Source organism: Achromobacter mucicolens (genome assembly GCF_029866465.1).
GTDB classification, from domain to species: Bacteria; Pseudomonadota; Gammaproteobacteria; order Burkholderiales; family Burkholderiaceae_B; genus Achromobacter; species Achromobacter mucicolens.
In genome coordinates this window covers 2115587-2136060 of record NZ_CP123364.1, presented here as the reverse complement: position 1 = coordinate 2136060, position 20474 = coordinate 2115587, and the positions used below count along the sequence as shown (strand labels likewise).

20 protein-coding genes, 1 tRNA gene and 1 riboswitch are annotated in these 20474 nt (G+C 66.7%); of the genes, 12 read left to right on the top strand and 9 right to left on the bottom strand.

Annotated elements, in window-relative coordinates; genetic code table 11:
• Positions 1-21: 21 nt before the first annotated feature.
• The gene (locus tag QEP15_RS09710) at positions 22-726 is read right to left on the bottom strand and encodes a riboflavin synthase (protein ID WP_062840838.1); all 705 of its coding nucleotides are present in this window, start codon (positions 724-726) and stop codon (positions 22-24) included.
• A 101-nt stretch (positions 727-827) separates the two neighbouring features.
• The gene (locus tag QEP15_RS09705) at positions 828-2264 is read right to left on the bottom strand and encodes an aldehyde dehydrogenase family protein (protein ID WP_174245458.1); all 1437 of its coding nucleotides are present in this window, start codon (positions 2262-2264) and stop codon (positions 828-830) included.
• Between the two features lie 294 nt (positions 2265-2558).
• Here QEP15_RS09705 and QEP15_RS09700 point away from each other — a divergent pair, with 294 nt between their 5' ends.
• From QEP15_RS09700 to QEP15_RS09680, 5 genes are all read left to right on the top strand, one after another.
• Entirely contained in the window at positions 2559-3362 is an 804-nt protein-coding gene (locus tag QEP15_RS09700; RefSeq protein WP_175236109.1) for a FadR/GntR family transcriptional regulator, read from the top strand.
• Positions 3363-3379: 17 nt separating this feature from the next.
• Entirely contained in the window at positions 3380-4162 is a 783-nt protein-coding gene (locus tag QEP15_RS09695; RefSeq protein ID WP_280148721.1) for a 3-oxoacyl-ACP reductase, read from the top strand.
• A gap of 86 nt (positions 4163-4248) precedes the next feature.
• Entirely contained in the window at positions 4249-4470 is a 222-nt protein-coding gene (locus QEP15_RS09690) for a hypothetical protein (protein ID WP_063952506.1), read from the top strand.
• A 327-nt stretch (positions 4471-4797) separates the two neighbouring features.
• Complete coding sequence (gene xth / locus QEP15_RS09685) at positions 4798-5580, top strand: exodeoxyribonuclease III (protein ID WP_175157358.1); 783 nt, start codon at positions 4798-4800, stop codon at positions 5578-5580.
• A gap of 68 nt (positions 5581-5648) precedes the next feature.
• Positions 5649-5724: transfer RNA gene (locus QEP15_RS09680), tRNA-Ala, on the top strand.
• 417 nt (positions 5725-6141) lie between these two features.
• On the opposite strand, the gene QEP15_RS09675 is transcribed toward QEP15_RS09680, so the two are convergent.
• Positions 6142-7593, bottom strand: coding sequence for a sodium:solute symporter family protein (locus tag QEP15_RS09675; protein ID WP_280148720.1), 1452 nt, complete (start codon positions 7591-7593; stop codon positions 6142-6144).
• 98 nt (positions 7594-7691) lie between these two features.
• A riboswitch (TPP riboswitch) is annotated at positions 7692-7798 on the bottom strand.
• 181 nt (positions 7799-7979) lie between these two features.
• On the opposite strand from QEP15_RS09675, the gene QEP15_RS09670 reads away from it, so the two are divergent.
• On the top strand, positions 7980-9281 hold the full coding sequence (locus QEP15_RS09670; protein WP_280148899.1) for an LLM class flavin-dependent oxidoreductase: 1302 nt from the start codon (positions 7980-7982) through the stop codon (positions 9279-9281).
• A gap of 103 nt (positions 9282-9384) precedes the next feature.
• Here QEP15_RS09670 and QEP15_RS09665 read toward each other — a convergent pair whose 3' ends face one another.
• On the bottom strand, positions 9385-10068 hold the full coding sequence (locus tag QEP15_RS09665) for a MarC family NAAT transporter (protein ID WP_056316331.1): 684 nt from the start codon (positions 10066-10068) through the stop codon (positions 9385-9387).
• A gap of 251 nt (positions 10069-10319) precedes the next feature.
• Here QEP15_RS09665 and hutG point away from each other — a divergent pair, with 251 nt between their 5' ends.
• Both hutG and QEP15_RS09655 read left to right on the top strand, forming a co-directional pair.
• Complete coding sequence (gene hutG / locus QEP15_RS09660; RefSeq protein ID WP_152384067.1) at positions 10320-11123, top strand: N-formylglutamate deformylase; 804 nt, start codon at positions 10320-10322, stop codon at positions 11121-11123.
• Positions 11124-11155: 32 nt separating this feature from the next.
• Positions 11156-12169, top strand: a complete 1014-nt coding sequence (locus QEP15_RS09655) for a LysR family transcriptional regulator (RefSeq protein WP_056316326.1) — start codon at positions 11156-11158, stop codon at positions 12167-12169.
• A gap of 9 nt (positions 12170-12178) precedes the next feature.
• Here QEP15_RS09655 and QEP15_RS09650 read toward each other — a convergent pair whose 3' ends face one another.
• The 5 genes from QEP15_RS09650 to QEP15_RS09630 form a co-directional block, all read right to left on the bottom strand.
• Positions 12179-13111 carry an electron transfer flavoprotein subunit alpha/FixB family protein gene (locus QEP15_RS09650; protein ID WP_175157355.1) on the bottom strand — a complete coding sequence of 311 codons (933 nt, stop codon included), beginning with the start codon at positions 13109-13111 and terminating at the stop codon, positions 12179-12181.
• Positions 13111-13860 carry an electron transfer flavoprotein subunit beta/FixA family protein gene (locus QEP15_RS09645; RefSeq protein ID WP_056316320.1) on the bottom strand — a complete coding sequence of 250 codons (750 nt, stop codon included), beginning with the start codon at positions 13858-13860 and terminating at the stop codon, positions 13111-13113. The genes QEP15_RS09650 and QEP15_RS09645 overlap by 1 nt, the downstream gene beginning before the upstream one ends.
• 68 nt (positions 13861-13928) lie before the next feature.
• Positions 13929-14558, bottom strand: a complete 630-nt coding sequence (locus QEP15_RS09640) for a HutD/Ves family protein (RefSeq protein ID WP_175157354.1) — start codon at positions 14556-14558, stop codon at positions 13929-13931.
• Positions 14542-15729, bottom strand: a complete 1188-nt coding sequence (locus QEP15_RS09635; protein WP_175157353.1) for an NAD(P)/FAD-dependent oxidoreductase — start codon at positions 15727-15729, stop codon at positions 14542-14544. The genes QEP15_RS09640 and QEP15_RS09635 overlap by 17 nt, the downstream gene beginning before the upstream one ends.
• Before the next feature lie 111 nt (positions 15730-15840).
• Positions 15841-16734 (bottom strand): AraC family transcriptional regulator, encoded by an 894-nt coding sequence (locus QEP15_RS09630; RefSeq protein WP_280148719.1) that lies wholly within the window; start codon positions 16732-16734, stop codon positions 15841-15843.
• 164 nt (positions 16735-16898) lie between these two features.
• On the opposite strand from QEP15_RS09630, the gene QEP15_RS09625 reads away from it, so the two are divergent.
• The 4 genes from QEP15_RS09625 to QEP15_RS09610 all read left to right on the top strand — a co-directional run bounded on the left by QEP15_RS09625 (position 16899) and on the right by QEP15_RS09610 (position 20431).
• Positions 16899-17654, top strand: coding sequence for an SDR family oxidoreductase (locus QEP15_RS09625; protein WP_280148718.1), 756 nt, complete (start codon positions 16899-16901; stop codon positions 17652-17654).
• 213 nt (positions 17655-17867) lie between these two features.
• On the top strand, positions 17868-18866 hold the full coding sequence (locus QEP15_RS09620; protein ID WP_180100109.1) for an aliphatic sulfonate ABC transporter substrate-binding protein: 999 nt from the start codon (positions 17868-17870) through the stop codon (positions 18864-18866).
• An 18-nt stretch (positions 18867-18884) separates the two neighbouring features.
• On the top strand, positions 18885-19655 hold the full coding sequence (locus QEP15_RS09615; RefSeq protein ID WP_056316301.1) for an ABC transporter permease: 771 nt from the start codon (positions 18885-18887) through the stop codon (positions 19653-19655).
• Complete coding sequence (locus tag QEP15_RS09610; RefSeq protein WP_152384062.1) at positions 19643-20431, top strand: ABC transporter ATP-binding protein; 789 nt, start codon at positions 19643-19645, stop codon at positions 20429-20431. The genes QEP15_RS09615 and QEP15_RS09610 overlap by 13 nt, the downstream gene beginning before the upstream one ends.
• The last annotated feature ends 43 nt before the right edge of the window (positions 20432-20474 follow it).

Genomic DNA, 20474 nt, shown 5'->3' with positions numbered 1-20474 from the left:
GGCGGCCGCGCTTGGGCAGTATTACTTCAGCTTGCCCTGCGGGCTGACAAAGTCTTCCAGCGTCAGTCCCTTTTCCTTCAGGATCGCTTCCAGCAGCGGTTGCAGCTTGCCCAGGCTTTCCTGAACGGTTTCGCGCACGGTGTCGACGATGACCTGCGTGCTGCGTTCGATCTCGATGTTGACCGCATCGCCCACCTGCTTGTCCTCGAAGACCGTCGTGCGGCGCGTCTCGGGAATCAGCCAGACCTCGAACCAGCCCTCGGCGCGGTTCACTTCCGACACGGTGAGGCTGGCGCCGTTGATGGCGATGTAGCCCTTGGCGAACACGTATTTGCGAAAGGCCTCGGGGATGCTGAAGCGCATCAGGCGATTGGTGTCCGACGATTTCACCATCAGCACCTGCGAGGTGAAGTCCACGTGGCCGGACAGCGGATGGCCGCCGATCTCGGCGCCGTCCTTGGCCGCGCGCTCCACATTCGCGCTGTCGCCCTCGGCATAGCTGCCCAGCGTGGTGATCGCCAGGCTTTGCAGCATGACGTCGAACGTGGCCTGGTTCTCGGACAGGATTTCCGTGACGGTCAGGCAGACGCCGTCCGTCGAGACGCTGGCGCCGATGGCCAGGTCAGTGCAGAAACCAGGGGGAAAATCCAGCGTGAAGGTGCGCAGGCCTTCGCGATCCGCGATCTTTGCGATCTTCGCGGTGCCTTGAACAATACCGGTGAACATACGGATCCTGAATGCGGGGCGGCAGGCCCCGGAAGCAAAACATCAACGTTAACCGATATTTTGCCCGGGTCCTGGGTCAGGGCCGCCGCCCCGCCCCGCGATCAGTGGCGGATCGCGATGGTCTTCAAGGACGTGAAGCCGTACAGCGCTTCAAAGCCCTTCTCGCGGCCGTAGCCCGACTGGCGCGAACCGCCGAACGGCAGTTCCACGCCGCCGCCCGCGCCGTAGTTGTTGACGAACACCTGGCCCGCGCGCAGCTTGCGCGCCAGGCGCATCTGGCGGCCGCCATCGCGCGTCCACACCCCGGCCACCAGGCCGTACAGCGTGCCGTTGGCGATTTCCAGCGCTTCTTCCTCGGTGTCGAAGACCATGGCGGCCAGCACCGGACCGAAGACTTCTTCCTGCGCGAGGCGGCTGTCCGGCGGCACGTCGCGGAACAGGACGGGCGGCTGGTAGAAGCCGGCCTCGGGCGTGCCGTCCTTCAGCTTGCCGCGCGCCGCAACCTTCATGCCTTGCGCTTCGGCTTCGGCCAGGAAGCCGCGCACGCGGTCCTGCTGGCGCGCGTTGATCAGCGGACCCACATCCAGGTCGGCCGCCGCCGGGCCGGTCACCGTGGCCGAGAACGCGTCGGACAGGCGCTTGAGCACGGTCTCGTACACGCCGCGCTGGATCAGCACGCGGCTGCCGGCCGAGCACGTCTGACCGGCGTTCTGGATGATGGCGCCCAGCAGCACCGGCATCGCGGCGTCCAGGTCGGCGTCGTCAAACACGATCTGCGGCGACTTGCCGCCCAGCTCCAGCGTGACGGGCACGTGGTTTTCGGCGGCGGCATGGGCCACCATCTTGCCCGTCTGCGGCGAGCCCGTGAACGAAATGTGGTCGATGCCGGGATGCGCGGACAGCGCGGCGCCCGCCTCATGGCCGTACCCGGTGACGATGTTCAGCGCGCCGGCGGGCAGGCCCACTTCGGCGGCGATCTCGGCCAGCTTCAGGAGCGACAGGCAGGCGTCCTCGGCGGGCTTGACCACGCAGGCATTGCCCGCGGCCAGCGCCGCGCCGACGCTGCGGCCGAAGATCTGCAGGGGGTAGTTCCACGGCACGATGTGGCCAGTCACGCCGTGGGGCTCGCGCACGGTCAGCACCGTGAAGCCGGGCGTGTAGGGAATGGTCTCGCCGTGCAGCTTGTCGACCGCGCCGGCATAGAACTCGAAGTACCGCGCCACCGCGGCGGCGTCGGCGCGTGCCTGCTTGATGGGCTTGCCCGTGTCGGCCGATTCCAGCTGCGCCAGTTCCTCCTGGCGGTCCAGCAGCGCGAAGGCGATCTTCATCAACAGGCGGCTGCGCACGGCGGGCGCCATCTGGCCCCACTCGCCCTCGAAGGCCTGCCGGGCGGCCTTGACGGCACGGTCCACGTCCGCCTCGTTCGAGCGGGCCAGTTCCTCGAAAGGCTTGCCATCGGACGGGTTCAGGACGGGAATGGTTTCACCGGTGGCCGCGGCCACCCATTGGTTGGCGATAAAGTTCTTCTGAGTCACGATGTGCGGAGTAAAGTAGCGGCCGAACGGCCGGTTGGGGGAAGTTGCATGTCTCGGTGCGCTTGCCAGCGGCTGGGCCGGCTGCGCCGCCGGCGCGTCGTGCGCGCGGGCGTTGTGGTTTGAATGGCAAGGTACGGGAGCCGCTTGCAACTTGTCAATTGGAATGACAGCTTTAATCCCAACCTTCAGGATATTTTCCTGGATGATCGGGTTATCCCTAACAATTCAGGGGCTTAGCGTCCCGCGGGTTAGTCATGCCGCATGACAACCCGTCCCCAAATCACAGGAGCACGTCCGATGAGCAACGTACGTGACCCGCAGCTGGAATCGCTGCTGGCCGCGGCCACCCGCCCCCGTCCCGAACTGGACGTTCTGGCCGAGGTGGCGTCCGGCCTGGGCTATGTCCGCGCCGAGCGTTTTGCCGAGCGCGTCTACGAAAGCCTGTTCTACGCGATCGCCACCGGCAAGATCGCGCCCGGCAACAAGTTGCCGACCGAACTGGAACTGGCCGCCCTCTTTGAAGTGTCGCGGCCCGTCGTGCGCCAGGCGCTGGACCGGTTGCGTGAAGACCAGCTCGTGGACTCGATCCGGGGGTCCGGCACCTACGTGAAGTCCAAGCCTGACCTGATGGGCGGCATGCCCGCCGTGGACCCGGCGCGCCGCGTGGGCCATATCCTCGAAGGCCTGGAACTGCGCAGGGTGATCGAGCCCGAATGCGCCCACCTTGCCGCGCTGCGCCGCACGCCCGAAGACCTGCAGGAAATGGACCGCATGCTGACCGGCTACGAAGAGGCCGACGCGTCCGGCGCCATCGCCCACCATCATGACTACGGGTTTCACCGCGCCATTGCGTCCGCCACCGGCAACCAGCGCTTCGTGCAGGTGCTCAAGTCGCTGGAGTACGACGTCAGCCACGCCGTGAACGTCATGCGCCATCTGGTCCACAGCGAACCGTGGAAGCGCACGCGCGCCGCCATCGACGAACATCGCCACATCTATAAACTGATCCGCGATCAGGATGCCGAGGGCGCCCGCAACGTCATGCGCGCCCATATCGAAAAAGCCCGCAGCCGCATGCTCAACAGCGGCTCGGAACACTAAGCAGGAAGCTTCAATTCATGTCATCGCAACGCCCGCAACCCACCCTGGACCAGCAACTCGTCATCGTCACCGGCGCCAGCCGCGGCCTGGGCGCCGCCATCGCGCAGGCCTTTCTGCGTGAAGGCGCCAAGGTCGTCATCAACTACCTGAACAGCGCCGACCGCGCGCAGGCCCTTGCTGCCACCGCCCCGGACCGCGCCCTGGCCGTGCAGGCCGACGTGCGCGACCCCGCGGACGTCGCCGCCATGGTCGCCCGCGCCAGCCAGCATTTCGGCCAACCGGTCCACACCATCGTCAACAACGCGCTGCCCGCCTTCCAGTTCAATGGCGATGCCCGCCCCCACGCCGACACGCTGGACTGGGCGCAGATGAACGCCCAGCTCGAAGGCAGTGTGCGCGCCGCGCTGAACACCACCCAAGCCGCCCTGCCCGGCATGCGCGCCGCCGGCGGCGGACGCATCATCAACGTCGGCACCAACCTCGTCCAGAACCCGGTCGTGCCCTACCACGACTACACCGCCGCCAAGGCCGCGTTGCTGGCCTTCACCCGCACGCTGTCGCACGAGCTGGGCGCGGACGGCATCACCGTCAACATGGTGTCCGGCGGCCTGCTGCGCACCACCGACGCCTCCGCCGCCACCCCCGACGCCGTCTTCGACATGATCGCCGCCGGCACCCCGCTGCGCGAGGTCACCACGCCGGAACAATTCGCCGACGCGGTCCTGTTCTTCGCCAGCCCGTGGTCGCGCGCGGTGACCGGGCAGAACCTGATTGTGGATGGCGGATTGGTCAAAGGCTAAGGAAGCGGATCGGGCTGCTGCCCGGACAACGCCGTTGTCTCGTGTGTTACGGTGGAACGGCAATCCACCGCAACCCAGGAGGCAAGATGAAGACACAGATCAGTTATCGAAAGCTCGACGGCAGCGACGGCGTGGCGCTGGTCAATGGCGGGATCTCCGATAGCCAGCAGGCGAAGCAGGAACTGGCAAATTGGCTGGACCTGCCGGCGGCAGACGCGGCGGGCGGAAATCCGGACGATGTCGACGGCCGGCTGCGGCGCGGCGGCATCGAACCGGGCTCGGTCGAGTTCAATCACATCAGTGAGTAGCAAAAGAAAAACCCCGATTCGCAGGAATCGGGGTTTTTGCTTGAAGGGGTCAGACACCTTGCGGCGACGGTGGAGCTTCGCTGGCCGGTGTCTGACACCCGTTGGGACGCCGCCACGAACTGAGGATCGTCTCCCCAGGGTGTCAGACACCTTGCGGACCTTGCGGAGATCAGCAGGCAGAAGAAGACAGCATGAGCGGGTATCATCTGGCCTTATCCCCGGCGAATGCCAACCACGCCCCGGATGCGTAGCCAGATGAGTAGCTAGACCGGGGTTTTGGAAGGCGCCACCGCCAAGAACCGCCTGAATAAACGGTCTGAAGAAAACATGAAACTCGCCACCTGGAACGTCAACTCCCTGAACGTGCGCCTGCAACAGGTCCTCGACTGGCTTGCCGCCAATCCCGTCGACGTGCTGTGCATCCAGGAACTCAAGCTCACCGACGACAAGTTCCCCGAGGCGGCGTTCAAGGAAGCCGGCTATCACGCCGTCTGGGCCGGCCAGAAGACCTATAACGGCGTCGCGATCATCTCGCGCATGCCCGGCACGACGATGGTGCGCAACATTCCCGGCTTTGAGGATTCGCAGCAGCGCGTGCTGGCCCTGACCTTTCCCAGCCCCGAAGGCGACGTGCGCGTCGTCTGCGCCTACTGCCCGAACGGCCAGTCGGTCGGTTCCGACAAGTACACCTACAAGCTGGAATGGTTCGAAGCCATGCGCAAGTGGCTGGCCGAAGAGATCAAGCAATTTCCCCGCCTTGCCGTGCTGGGCGACTACAACGTCGCCCCTGCCGACGAAGACGTGCACAACCCCGAAAAGTGGGAAGGGCAGGTCCTGGTGTCCGAACCCGAACGCCAGGCCTTGCGCTCGCTGCTGGACCTGGGCCTGACCGATTCGTTCCGGCTGTTCGAACAACCGGAAAAGTCGTTCAGCTGGTGGGACTACCGCCAATTCGCCTTCCGACGCAACGCCGGCCTGCGCATCGACCACGTGCTGCTGTCCGCCCCGCTGGTCAAGCGCTGCGTCGCCTGCGTCATCGACAAGGAACCCCGCCGCAACGAGCAGCCCTCGGACCACGCCCCGGTCATCGCCACCCTGCAATTCGTTTGAAAATTCGGTGCCGGCGCATGTTGCGCACCCAGGCCGAATTCCTGTATATTTCTGCTCTTGCTTGATTTGGGGCGGTAGCTCAGCTGGGAGAGCGTCGCGTTCGCAATGCGAAGGTCGGGAGTTCGATCCTCCTCCGCTCCACCAAATTCCAGACGGAAAAGCCTTGGACACTTTTGTGTGCCAAGGCTTTTTTGTTTCTGTGCGTCTGATTTACTTCGTGTAGGCGTTGGCCGCCGTCGCTGGCGGGCCCAGAATGTTCGCCATCGGGCCGCAATGGCCGAGCGGACTCTCTTTATGCCTTTCATCAAAGTTCAGCACACGTCCGAACCGCGGTATACCGCAGCGGGAGATCGCGTAGCCGAGCAAAGTCGCAGTAGCGATTTGAGCCTCTTCGACAATCCAGCCCCAGCCGTCCGGCCAAGCCGCCATACATGCCTAGGCTCGCTAATGGCAGCCATCGCTCATGAAGCCGGCCCACTAAGTGACGAGGAGGTCGAAATCTTCGATCTTGTTCGGGACAAGACGCCTGCCAAGCCCTTGCCTATCCGCTAGGCCCTTCCCTCAAACCCGCTCCTGATCCAACCTGCGCACCGCCCCGCTCAGCGTCGCAAAATCAAACTCCTTGCGCCCGCGCATCATCAGCCGGATCAGCACCGTCGTCACCACTGGCACAAACGCGGCCAGCAGGAACGATTCCAGCAGGAACACGGGCTTGTCGCCCGGTGCGGGAAAGAAGAACAGGCCGGCGACGAGGCCGGTGATGGTCGAGAGCGTGGCAGTGAAACCGTCATGCTTGCGGCTGAAAAGGCCGTAGAACACCGGGAACGCGGCGGCCGAGCACAGCAGGTCGGCAAGCAGGAACAGGTACAGCACGCTGTAGCCCTGCGAGGCCACGATCATCACGGGAATGGCCATCAGCAGCACCAGCGAGCGCGCCAGGCGCTTCATGGTGCCGGCAGTGGCGTTGGGCATCAGGCGGCGCAGATCGACCGCGATGATGCTGGTCACCGCGCTGATGGCGGTGTCGGCGGTGCTCATGACCAGCGCCAGGCCCAGCGGGATCAGGGCGATGACGAACCACACCGGAGCGTGCGGCATGATGACGCTGAATAGCGCAATGGAACTGTCGCCCGCCGGGGCCAGGCCGACAAACGCCAGGCCGAACAGGCCCATCAGGAAGATGAACGGCGCCACCAGCACGCCGCCCAGCAGAAAGCCGTTGCGCATCGTGCGCGCGTCGCGCGCGGCGTAGATGCGTTGCCAGTTGCCCTGGTGGAAGATGCCGGTCAAGAGGATGGCGACAAAGAAGGTCAGGCCGGCTTTGACGCCCACCGGGTCGGTCACATCCAGCAGTTGCGGCGCCTTGGCCTGCAGCGCCTCGATGGTGGGCAAGGCGCCGCCGGCCGCCTGCCAGCCCACGACGCACAACACCACCAGCAGCGGCACGATGATCATCATCTGCACCTGATCGGTGAAGATCGAAGAGCGCAGCCCGCCGTAGGTGGTGTAGAGCAAGGTCGTCCCCATCACGATGGCGGCCGTGGTCCACAACGGCACGGGCGCCAGCATCGCAACCAGCTTGGCGATGGCCGTGACCTCGGCGGACAGCGCGATGAAGAGATAAAAGAGCATGATGAACAGCGCCAGGCCATACATGGGCCGGCCGTAGCGCGCCATCAGGAACTCCGTCAGCGTGTGACCGTGCGGGATCAGTTCGCGCATGCGGCGTCCCAGCGGAATCATGACCAGCCGCGGCGACATCGAGCCCAGCGCGTAGCCGATCACGGCCGCCAGGCCGCCCCAGGTGGCCGCCTGCGCGGGCGAGAAAAGAATCCAGGCGCCCAGCGTGGACGCCATCAGCGTGAGGATCGTGCCAAACGACCCCTGGCTGTTGCGCGCGACGATGTAGTCTTCAAGCGTGCTGCGCTTGCGCCGGGTGTACAGCACGCTGGCCACGGCAAAGCCGCCCGAGAACAGCAACAGCCATATCAGGGCGGTGGTTTGGGTCAACATGAAGGTCGGTCCTCCCGCGGGCGGCCTGCGGCCACACGCGTAACGCGGCGGCCCGCCGTCGGAAGGCCGCAAGATGAGTGGAATCAGGGAGGGCGCGCGAGACTTGCGGAGTCCTTCCCTTCGCCGGCATTACCCGGATCAGGTTCAAAGGGTTACCGCGTTGCCGCGGAATCTCAGCCCATGCAGGGCTCCCCCAGGAATTGCCGCAAGGTTAGGAGAGCAGCGCGGCGATGTCAACGCGCGGCGCAGGCCGGTGTGGCGGGCGGGGGTGGCTGGCAAGGGTGGCGGGCGCCCGCGCGGGCGATTTATGCTAATTTCGCCCGCTTGCGGCACCGGCGGGCGTGCCGGACGCGGCAACCGATGACGCCAACGAAGACCTGATCGCCATGATGCACCTGAACCTGTTCATTTTCGGCTGCGGCCACCACCGCGCGGCCTGGCGCCACCCGGACTCGGCGGCAGAGCGGCTGGGGGACATCGCCTATTACGAAAGCCTGGCGCGCACGGCCGAACGCGGCAAGCTGGACGCCATCTTCTTTGCCGACGGCCAGTCGATGGACAACATCGGCGACGGTCCGCGCTGGTACCTGGAACCGCTGACCACGATGGCGGCCATCGCCCGCGCCACCACGCACATCGGCCTGATCAGCACGGTATCCAGCACATTCTTCACGCCCTTTCATGCGGCGCGCATGGTGGCCTCGCTGGATCACATCTCCCGCGGCCGCATGGGGTGGAACGTGGTGACGTCGATGTTCGACGCCGAAGCGCGCAACCACGGCTACGAAGCCATGCCCGGCCACGACTGGCGCTACGCGCGCGCCGAGGAGTTTGTCGACGTCGCGCTGCGGCTGTTCGACTCGTGGGACGACGACGCACTGGCCATCGACCGCAACGGCCACTTTGGCGTGCCCGACCGCCTGCACAAGATCGATCACCACGGCGAACATTTCCTGGTGGACGGCCCGTTGACCGTGCCGCGACCGCCGCAAGGCCATCCGGTGCTGTTCCAGGCGGGCGCCTCGGACCAGGGCCGCGATCTGGCGGCGCGGCGCGCGGAAGCCATCTACGCGGTGGCCTACGACCTGCCGGCCGCGCAAGCCTATTACCGCGACATCAAGCAGCGGGTGCGGGCCGCGGGCCGCGACGCCTTCGTGCCGATCATGCCCGGGCTGGTGACCTATGTCGGCTCGACCGAAGCCGAAGCCCGCGCCAAGCAGCGCGAACTGGACGAGCTGCTGCCCGCGGACGCCTCGCTGCGACAGCTGGGCATGTTCGTCCTGCAGGATTGCTCGGGTTGGGAACTGGACGCCCCCGTGCCGCCCCTGCCCGCCTTGTCCGAGTTCAAGGGGCCCAAGGGCCGTTACGCGACGATCCTGCGCATCATCGAGACCGAACAGCCCACGGTGCGCCAGTTGCTGGGCAGGCTGGCCGCGGGCGGCGGGCACTGCACGATGGTGGGAACGCCAGAGCAGATCGCCGACCGGATGGAACACTGGTTCCGGAACGAAGGCGCCGACGGCTTCAATCTCATGCCCCCGTCACTGCCGGGCGGCATCGACGATTTCGTGGAACAGGTGGTGCCGGTGCTGCAAAAGCGCGGGCTGTTCCGCAAAGACTACGAACACGCCACGCTGCGCGGACATCTGGGCTTGGATCGGCCGGAACGGCGAATGGCGGGAAACTGACGGGCCGTCAACGGGACCAGAACCCGCCGGACGCCCGTCACGCACGCGAGGCAGGCCCGCCCAATCAGGCCCAGGTCACGAATTCGCGGTCGGGGCCCGGCATCTACAGATTGGGGTACGTGCCCACGATCTCCAGCACGCCATTGATGACGAACTGCACCCCCATGCAGACCAGCAGAAAGCCCATGACCCGCGAGATGGCCTCGACGCCGCTCTTGCCGATCACGGCGACGATGCGGCCCGCCCAATGCAGGCAGATCCAGAACAGCAGCCCCAGCAGCGAGAAGACGATGACGGGCGCCACGGCGACCACCCAGCGCACATAGTCGGGCGCAATGGCGGAATCGACCGAGGATGCGCCGCTGATGATCATCGCGATCGTGCCCGGGCCGGCGGTGCCCGGCAGGGCCAACGGCACGAAGGCGATGTTCGGGCTTTCGCGCTCCAGCGCATCGGCCGTGGCTTCGGCCTCCAGGGCGCGTGGATGGTCCGACGGAAACAGCATGCTGAAGCCGATGGTGACCACGATGAGCCCGCCCGCGATGCGCAATCCGGGGATCGAAATGCCGAAGGTGTGCATCAAGAGCGCGCCGGCGTAGTACGTGACCAGCATGATCCCGACGACATAGAACGCCGCCTGGGTCACCTGCTTCTGCCGTTCCTTGAACGGAATCTGGTTTCCGAGCGACAGCAGCAGCGTCATGGAAGTCAGCGGATTGGCCAGCGGCAGCATCAGCGCCAGACCCAGGCTGACCAGCTTGCCCAGTTGAATCAGTTCATCGATCATGAAGGCTCGCTAGAGTGTGCGAGCCATCTACTCTACCTCACCCCGCCCGGCGGTTTGCTGCCGCAAGGACACGAAGCGGGCGCGTTCCCCCGCGTCCGCGACTTGGTCAAGGCGTTCAGCATCGCCCCGGCTAATCATCAGCATCCATTAAACTGATGCAATTCCCGCGGCGGGCCGCGCTGCCTAGCATACAAGCGCCCGCCGCCCGCGGTTCTGCCGCGGCGCATTGCCATTGCCACCCGGAGTTTCTCTTGAGCGACATCTATCACTTCAGCCGCGGCACCGCCCCGCTGCTGATCTCCATTCCCCACCTCGGTAGCCAGATTCCCGAGGCGCAACAGCCGCAAATGACGTCCGTCGCCCTGCAGTCGGGCGACACGGACTGGCACCTGGACACCCTGTACCAATTTGCCCAGGCGCTGGGCGCCTCCGTGCTGGGCGCGCGCTATTCGCGCTACGTGGTCGACCTGAACCGTCCGCCCAACGACGAAAGCCTGTATCCCGGGCAGACCAAGACCGGCCTGTGCCCCACTCAGGCGTTTCGCGGCGATGCCCTGTACCAGAACGAGGCCGTGCTGACCGACGGCGAACGCGCCCAGCGGCTGGAGGCGTACTGGAAGCCGTATCACGCCAAGCTGCGCGAAGAGCTCGACCGCATCAAGGCCGAGCACGGCACGGTGCTGCTGTGGGAAGCCCACTCGATCGCCAGCGTCCTGCCCCGCCTGTTCGAAGGCAAGCTGCCGGACCTGAACATCGGCACGTCTGACGGCGCGTCGTGCGCGCCCGATATCCTGGCCGCCGTGCAAGGCCAGCTGAATGCGTGCACCGACTACTCCTGGGCCGTCAATGGCCGCTTCAAGGGCGGCTACATCACCCGCCACTACGGTGCCCCGGCGGACAACGTCCACGCCATCCAGCTCGAGATGTGCCAGTCCACCTACATGGACGAAACGTACCCGTACGGCTATCGCCCCGACCTGGCCGGCAAGGTCATCCCGGTGGTCGAAGGCATGGTGACTGCCGCGCTGCGCCAGACCACCGCGCGCCAGCGCTGACCCACCGCCCCTCGCAGCCGGACGCCAACGCCATGACCCGCTTTTCGTTCAGCACCACGGAAAACTATCCGGAATGGAACCTGCTGCTGACCTGGGTGGCGGTCGTGGAGGCCGCGTCGGTGTCCGGCGCGGCGCGGCTGCTGGGGTTCTCGCAGGCGGCGGTGTCGCAGCGGATCAAGCAGCTTGAAGCCGCCATGTCGACCGAACTGCTGGACCGCAGCACCCGCCCGGCCCGGCCCACGCCGGCCGGCGAGCTGCTGTTCGAACACGCCGCGCGGCTGCTGGCGCAGGCCGGCGACATGACCGAGAGCGTGCGCAACCTTAGCCGGGCCAAGCGCAACATCGTGCGTTTCGGTTGCGTGGATTCCTTTGCGGGCACGCTGGGGCCCACGCTGATCCATGGCCTGTCCGGCGCGTCGCGCCAGATCCGGCTGTGGTCGGGCATCACGCCCGTGCTGGACAAGCAGCTGGAGGACCGGCAGCTGGACCTCGTCGTCACCACCAGCGCGTCCGCGGGCAAACCCAACATCCGCAAGTACAGCCTGTTCAGCGAGCCCTACGTGCTGATCGTTCCGCGCTCGATGAACATGGACCGGATCGATACGCTCAAGGAATTGGGCAAGCGCGCGCAGTTCATCCGCTACAGCGCGCGTTCGTTCATCGGCGCCGAGATCGACCGGCTGGTCGAGTCTCACGGCGTGACGATTGAACGCACCTACGAATTCGACAACACCGACCCGCTGCTCAGCCTGGTCACCGCGGGCCTGGGTTTTGGCATCAGCACGCCGCTGTGCATCTGGCAGTCGCGCCACTTTCTGGACCAGTTGCGCGTGCTGCCGCTGGCGCCGTATCTGGGCGCGGCGCGGGCCGACGATCCCAGCCTGTCGCGCACGCTGTTCCTGGCCGCGCGCCAGCAGGAAGTGGGCAAGCTGCCCTTCGAGGCCCGCGACGTGATCCTGATGGCCATGGAACGCCTGATCCAGAAGGAACTTGCGCCGGCCCTGGGGCTGCCGCCGGCCACGCTGTGGCGCAGCCTGCGGCGTTGACGCCCCTGATTACGGCAGCGATGCGGTCAGCGCCGGCACGGCCTCGAACAGGTCGCCGACCAGCCCGTAGTCGGCCACGCCGAAAATCGGCGCATCGCCATCCTTGTTGATGGCCACGATGACCTTGGAATCCTTCATGCCCGCCAGATGCTGGATGGCGCCCGAGATGCCGACTGCCACGTACAGCTCCGGCGCGACGATCTTGCCGGTCTGGCCGACCTGCCAGTCGTTTGGCGCGTAGCCCGCGTCCACCGCGGCGCGCGAGGCGCCCAGAGCGGCGCCCAGCTTTTCGGCCAGCGGATCCAGCAACTTGAAGTTCTCGGCGCTGCCCAGGCCGCGTCCGCCCGACACCACGGCGCGCGCGCCGCCCAGGTCGGGGCGTTCGGACACCGCGATCTCGCGGCTGACGAATCGCGCCAACCCGCTTCCAGCGACGGCTTCGACCGTTTCAACCGTGGCGCTGCCGCCGTCGGCGGACGCGGGGTCGAAGGCCGTGGGCCGGATGGTGGCGACGATCACCGGGTAACCGCTCTTGACCGTTGCAATGGCATTGCCGGCGTAGATGGGACGCTTGAACGTGTCGGGCGCCAGCACTTCAATGACATCCGATATCTGCGCCACGTCCAGCAAGGCGGCGATGCGCGGCGCCACGCCCTTGCCCTGCGCCGTCGCGGGCAGGAACAGGTGCGAGTAACCGGGGGCAAGCGCGACCGCCTGCGCGGCCAGGGCTTCGGGCAAGCCATCGGCAAGCTGCGGCGCTTGCGCCAGCAGCACCTTGTCCACCCCGGCAACGCGCGCGGCGGCGTCGGCCACGGGCTGCGCGTCGCCGCCCGCCACCAGCACGTGGACCGGCAGGCCCAGCCGGGTGGCCGCGGCGATGGTGTTGAGCGTGGCGCCGATGAGCGCCCGATTGTCGTGTTCGGCAATAACAAGGACCGTCATCAGATCACCTTGGCTTCGTTCTTCAGTTTGTCGACCAGCGCGGCCACGTCCGCCACCTTGATGCCGGGCGCGCGCGCCGCGGGTTCCTCGACGCGCAGCGTCTGCAGGCGGGATACGGGATCCACGCCCAGCGCGTCGGGCGTCTGGACATCCAGCGGCTTCTTCTTGGCCTTCATGATGTTGGGCAGCGTGACGTAGCGCGGCTCGTTCAGGCGCAGGTCCGCCGTGACGATCGCGGGCAGGGTCAGTTCCACCACTTCCAGCCCGCCGTCGACCTCGCGCGTGACGCGCGCCGTGCCGTCGCCGATGGCGATGGCGCTGGCGTTGGTGGCCTGCGGCCAGCCCAGCAGGGCCGCCAGCATCTGGCCGGTCTGGCAGGCGTCGTCATCGATCGCCTGCTTGCCCAGGATCACCAGCGCGGGCGCTTCCTGCTCCACGACGGCGCGCAGCAGCTTGGCCACTTCCAGCGGCTGCAGCGCGGCATCCGTCTGCACCAGCACGCCCCGGTCGGCGCCGATGGCCATCGCGGTGCGCAGCGTCTCTTGCGACTGGGCCGTGCCGCAGGACACGGCCACGACCTCGGCGGCAGCGCCCTGCTCTTTCAGGCGCACGGCGGCCTCGACGGCGATTTCATCGAACGGGTTCATCGACATCTTGACGTTGCCGATGTCCACGCCGCTCTGGTCGGCCTTGACGCGTACGTTGACGTTGTAGTCAACCACGCGCTTGACCGCGGCAAGTACCTTCATGGAAACACTCCTGAGTGAAAGGAATCAACGGCCGTTACCGCGTCGCGGCGGAAACGGATGCAGCTTGTTCAGCCGGGGCTGGCAGCGGAGACGGCGACGGTGAGGATCACGGCGAATCCGGCGGCGGGGGTGGCCGGCAGCGGGTGGGCGTGTGGTGCGGGGACGCCCCGCCACAGCAGGTATTCGCCTGATTCCAGCTCCCCCGGAAAACCACCCCGACCGCCCGCGCCACCCGCGTCCGCGGCCACGATCAACTGCGTGACCGCGCGCCCCGCCATCGCGCCGGGCAAACCGCCCACGTCGCATCGGCCCGCCGCCACGCCCGCGCAAGTCACCGACGCCACCGCCTCGCCACGCCGGACAAAGAGGTTCAGCACGCGCACGGGCCCGCCGATCAGCGTGGACTGCAGCCCGTCATCGCCCCCGAACGGCGCGGGTTCGCGAGGCCGCAGCGCCACCAAAACCCCTTCCCCTTGCAGCGTCACGCCTTCCCCGGACAGCACCACCGACACGCGGTCGTAGCCGGGAAAGCGCGAGTACGGACCGTCGCGCTCGATATCGGCGATGCTGACGCGCCAGCGCCCGTCCGGGTCAGCTGCCAGCGTGCGCGTGACGCCGCCGCCGTTCTTCCAGGGCTCGGGCGGCAGCGCCAGCCAGCTGGCGCGCTGCGGCGCGGCCAGATCAGGACACCGCGCCAAGGCCGTACTTCCCGGTCAACAACGCGCCGCGCTGAAAGCGGCCAAGTTCATAAGGCGTGAGCGACACGTCAGTCGCCAGGCCCAGCGCCTCCTGCGCCAGCACGCGACCCACCGTGGGCGACAGCTTGAAGCCGTGGCCCGAGAAGCCAAAGCCCACGATCAGGCCTTGCACGCCGGGCACGCGGCCCAGCACGGGATTCCAGTCCGGCGTCACGTCATAGACGCCGGTCCAGGACGACGCCAATCCGGCCGTCTCGTAGGCCGGAAAGCGGTCTGCGACCTGCGCGCCGACTTCGGCCACGTAGTCCAGCGGAATGTCGCCCTGTTCGGCGTCGCTCTTTTGCAGCGCCTCGCCCACGATGCCCTCGCTCACCAGCATCTGGTTGCCGCCGTAGCTGCGGCAGTACAGCATGCCGGGCGACGCCAGGTCCTTGAAGACGGGCATCGAATACGTATAGGGCGCCGCGTCGCATTCCAGCGCCAGCACGGCGTGGCGCTCAGGCACGACGGGCATGGCAACGCCCGTCCAGCCGGCAAGCTCGGGCGTCCAGATGTTCTGCGTGCTGATGACCATTGGGGCGTGGTAGTCGCCTTCCGAGGTGGAAACGCCCGTCACGCGGCCGTTGTCGATAAGCAGACGCTGGACATTGACGTTCTCGCGGATGGTGACGCCACGGCGGCGCGCGCCGCGCGCAAAGCTGGTGGCCACCAGGTACGCGTCGGCAAAGCCCGCTTCCGGCTCGTAGCCGATCAGCGCGGCGTTGTCGAAAGACGCGATGGGCAACAGTTCACGGGCCTGGGCGGCGTCCAGCAATTCCAGCGCGATGCCCTGCGCCGTTTGCTGCGCCAGCGCGCCGCGCAGCGGTTCCAGCTTGTCGTCGTCGGCGGCGGTGATCAGGTAGCCGCATTTGACGAGTCCGCAGGAGGCCTCGTCGTCGCCCAGGTAGCTGGCGAAATTGTTGAACACGCTCCAGGAGCGTTGGGCCAGCTCCACGTTCTCGCGCACGGAATAGTGCGTGCGCAGGATGCCGGACGACTGCGACGTGGTGCCCGCCCCGATGGTCTCGCGGTCCAGCACCAGCACGTTCTTCGCGCCGAGCTCGGCCAGGTGAAAGGCCACCGAACTGCCGATCACGCCGGCACCAATCACGATCACGTCATAACTTTTCACGACAAGGCTCCAAGGACAAGTGCCGCGAGTGTGGGCCCGGCCTTTCGGCGCCGCGGCAATATAAGCGCCGCGAATACTTAATAAAAGCGTTCTGGAAAAGCGCGCCGGGTGTCAGGCGGCGGCGCTGGCGGCGGCGCGTATCGCCTCGGCATCCCTGCCCGGCGGCAGGCCGAACATCCGCCGGTATTCACGGGTGAACTGCTGCACGCTTTCATAGCCCACGGCGAACGCCGCGCTGCTGGCGGACGCGCCCTCGGCCGTCATGCGCCGGCGCGCCTCGATCAGGCGCAGTTGCTTCTGGAACTGGCGCGGCGACAGCGACGTGGCCGCACGAAAGTGCTGATGGAACGATGATGCGCTCATGCCGGCCACGGCCGCCAGCCGCTCGACCGGCAGCGGTTGCGCAAATTCCGCCCGCAGCAGCCCGACGGCGCGCGCGATGCGCGGGGCGGCGCTGGCCGGCCCGGCCAGCTGGCGGATTGCCTGCCCGTGGCGGCCGGCCAGCAGCCAATAGTGCATTTCGCGCACCAGCTGGGCGTGCAGAATGGGCAGCGCCGCCGGCCTTTCGACCAGGCGCAGCAGACGCAGCGCGGCGTCGGCGACTTCGGCATCCGTCTGCTCCACCCGCACCGGCGCGCCGGGCTCTCCCGGCCCCAGCTTCATTTCCAGGGCCAGTCCGGCGATGACGGCCAGATCCAGATCCAGGACCAACGACAGATACGGCTGCGCCGCGCTGGCGCGCGTGATCTGGCTGACGGTGGGCACATCGGCCGTGATCAGCAGCGAATCGCCCGCGCCGAAATCGAAGATGTCCGCACCCAGCGACACGCGCTTGGCGCCCTGCAGCACCAGGCACGCAAGCGGCCGCGAGATCGCGTGGTCCAGCCCGCTGGGCTGCACGGCGCGGATGACGGCGAGTCCCGGGATGGGGGTTTGTGCCAAACCGGCCGGCCCGGCGTGGCACGCCGCGTAGCGGCTGGCGGCCGCGCGCAAGGCGTCGTTCATGGAGGATTCGCAAGAGGTTGCCACCAGGCCATCGTAATGGGTTCTCGCCTGGCCGGGCGCACATTTGGAGGATCAGGCCAACAACGTCAACGTTCAGGCAAAGGCCATCGGCGGCATCCGCCACAGAATGGAAGCCTCACCGCAAGCCACCAAGGAGCCATTCCATGAGCAAGATTTCTCTCGTCACCGGATCGAGCCGCGGCCTGGGCCGCAGCGCCGCCCTGGCCCTCGCCCGCCACGGCCACGATGTCGTCATCACCTACCAAAGCCGCGAGGCGCAGGCCAACGAGGTCGTCGCCGAGGTGGAAAAACTGGGCGGCAAGGCCGTGGCGTTGCAGCTCGATGCAGGCAACGTCGCCGCGTTTCCGGATTTTGCCGCCCGCCTGCAGGCGGCGCTGGCCCGGACATGGCAGCGCGACCGCTTCGATCATCTCGTCAACAATGCCGGCCATGGCGAGATGGCGCCGATTGCCGACATGCGCGTCGAGGCCTTCGACAAGCTGGTCGACGTGCACTTCAAGGGCGTGTTCTTTCTGACGCAGCACCTGCTGCCGCTGCTGGCCGACGGCGGCCGCATCGTGAACCTGTCCAGCGGCCTGACGCGCGTGTCGGCGCCCGGCTGGGCGGCGTATGCCGCGGCCAAGGGCGCCGTCGAGGTGCTGACGGTTTACCTGGCCAAGGAGCTTGGCCACCGCGGGATTGCCGTGAACACCGTGGCGCCGGGCGCCATCGAAACGGACTTCCTCGGCGGCGCGGTGCGCGACACGCCCGAGTTCAACAAGGCGTTCGCGGACATGACCGCGTTGGGACGCGTGGGCGTGCCCGACGACATCGGGCCGATGATTGCCAGCCTGCTGTCCGAAGACAACCGCTGGGTCAACGCCCAGCGCATCGAAGTCTCGGGCGGCCAGGGCATCTGACACGGGCGCCTCGGGCACGGCCGCGCGTTGCGGCCGCGCCCGCCTTTCCCTTGCTGCCTGCGGCGCGCCGATTAAGCGCCGCTGATGTTGACCATCGCCGCTCCTTATATTCATGCCGCGGCCGGATGCTCGGGCGAAAGTCTCGTCTGCCGCACCCCAGAGTGCCGGCGACATGGAATCCATCGGTCAATCTACAGACAGTAGGGGAAAAATATGAACATGAATCGCCGCGCCATGCTGGTGCGTACGGCCGCGCTTGCGGGCGCCAGCGCCCTGGGCTTTCCGATGATCGGCCGCGCCGCGGGCGCGTCCTACACCTATGGCGGCTCCGCGTGGCTGGGCCATTACTCCGCCTACATCGCCATGAAGACGGGGCTGTTCGCCAAGCAGGGCCTGGACATCAAGTGGCAGAGCTTTGCCACGTCGTCCGACCGCATGAGCGCGGTGATGGCCGGCAACATCGATCTGGCGGGCACCGGCGTGGTGTCGTCGCTGGCGCTGATGGCCGCGGGCGCGCGCCAGTTCCAGGTCATCGCCACCCCGAACAACTTCGGCCGCGCCGAGGGCGTGCTGGTGCGCGAGAACGTCAAGTCGGTGGCCGACCTGAAGGGCAAGAAGATCGGCGTCACCTACGCCTCCAGCGCCCACGTGCTGCTGCTGGACGTGCTGCGCCAGGCCGGTCTGAACCCCGACCGCGACGTGGCCATCATCAACCTGCCGGCCACCAACCTGCTGTCGGCCTACCAGGGCGGGCAGATCGACGCCGCCGTGGCGTGGACGCCGGCCTTTGACCGCATTAAGGCCGTGCCGGGCACGCATGTGCTGCTGGACGATACGGCGTTCTCGCTCTACAAGCAGTACGCCATCACCCCGGGCCCCGATGTGCTGCTGACCCATGCCAAGCTGGGCAAGGAAAACCCCGAGGCCGTGCGCAAGTTCCTCACGGCGGTGTTCCAGGCCAATGCGATGCTGACGAACCAGCCCGAGGAGGCCGCGGGCGTGCTGCTGGCGCTGACGGGCCTGTCCAAGGACGAGCAGCTTGCGGTCATTAAGCAGACGCAGTGGTATTCGGCCGAGGACCAGAAAGCGCTGATGATCGAACCGGGCAACTTCGTGAACGGCATGCAGAAACTGGCCGAGATGCTGGTGTCGCTCAAGCAGATCGACCGCGCGCCCGCCGTCAAGGACTGGGTCCAGTCCGCGTATCTCTGAACCCGGGACATTCTGCCTATGTCCGCACGTTCTTCTTCACGCGAAACACGCCTGCTCTGGGTCAGCGTGTTTTCGCTGCTCGGTTTTCTGTTGCTGTGGGAGGGGCTGTGCCGCGCCGGCGCGGTCGATCCCATTTTCCTGCCCGCGCCGTCCCAGGTCCTGGCGCGGGCGCTGTCCATGTCCGACCAGGGCACGCTGTTCTACAACGTGCTGGCTTCGACCCGGCGCGTGATGGTGGGCTTTCTGGCCGCGGTGATCGTCGCGATTCCGCTGGGCATTTTGCTGGGCACCTCGAAGGTGGCGCGCGCCGTCTTCGATCCCATCATCTCGTTCCTGCGTCCGCTGCCATCGATGAGCTGGATTCCGCTGTCGCTGCTGTGGTTCGGCATTACCGAAACGCAGAAGTACAGCATCGTCTTCATGGGTTCCTTTGTGCCCGCCCTGCTTTACGTGATGGAAGCCTCGCGCAGCATCGATCCGGTGCTGGTGCGCGCCGCGCGCAACCTGGGCGCCAACCGCTGGCAGGTCATGCGCGAGGTGCTGTTTCCCGGCTGTCTGCCGCAGATCCTGTCGGGCATGAAGATCATCCTGGGCCTGTCGTGGACTTGCGTGATCTCGGCGGAACTGGTGGCGTCCAAGGAAGGCCTGGGGTTCATGATCATGAACGGCAAGGAATTCTTCCAGACCGACACGGTGGTGCTGGGCATGGTGCTGATCAGTTTCACCGTGCTGGTGACCGATCTGTGTTTGCGGCTTCTTGAACGGTGGGTGCTGGCATGGCAGCGATAAACGACACGATGATCCGGCTGACGGACGTCTCCAAGGCCTACGGCGACGTGCCCGTGCTGGACAAGGTGAACCTGGAGGTCAAGCGCGGGGAATTCCTGGTGCTGCTGGGCGCCTCGGGCTGCGGCAAGTCGACGCTGCTGAACCTGATGGCCGGCTTCATCACGCCCAACACCGGATCGGTGCAGATCAACGGCAGAGCGGTCACTGACGTGACCGCCGCGTGCGGCATGGTGTTCCAGCAGTACGCGCTGTTTCCGTGGCGCACGGTGCAGGAGAACGTGGAGTTCGGCCTGAAGATGCGGGGCATGTCCCGCCAGGAACGCGCGCCGATCGCCCGCCGTTTTATCGAGATGGTGGGACTGAAGCACGCGGCGGACAAGTATCCGCATGCGTTGTCGGGCGGGATGAAGCAGCGCGTGTCGATCGCGCGCGTGCTGGCCAACGACCCGGACGTGATGCTGTTCGACGAGCCCTTCGCCGCGCTGGACGCGATGACGCGGCAGGTGCTGCAGGATCAGCTGTTGTCGATCTACGAGCAGAGCGGCAAGACCATCGTCTTTATCACGCACTCCATCGACGAGGCGCTGACCCTGTCGACGCGCATGGCCGTCATGGGTTCCAAGCCCGGCCGCATCGTGCAGGACATTCAGAACGACCTGCCGCATCCGCGCAGCGCGGACGTGCAGTTGTCGCCCCGCTTCGTGGAACTGAAGCGCGCCATCTGGGAGCGCGTGCAGGAGGAAGTCACGCGCAGCATGGAGCTGGCGGCCGACTAATGGCGGGGGGACCCGATGGGCGCCCCGCCCTTCCCCCAAGCCC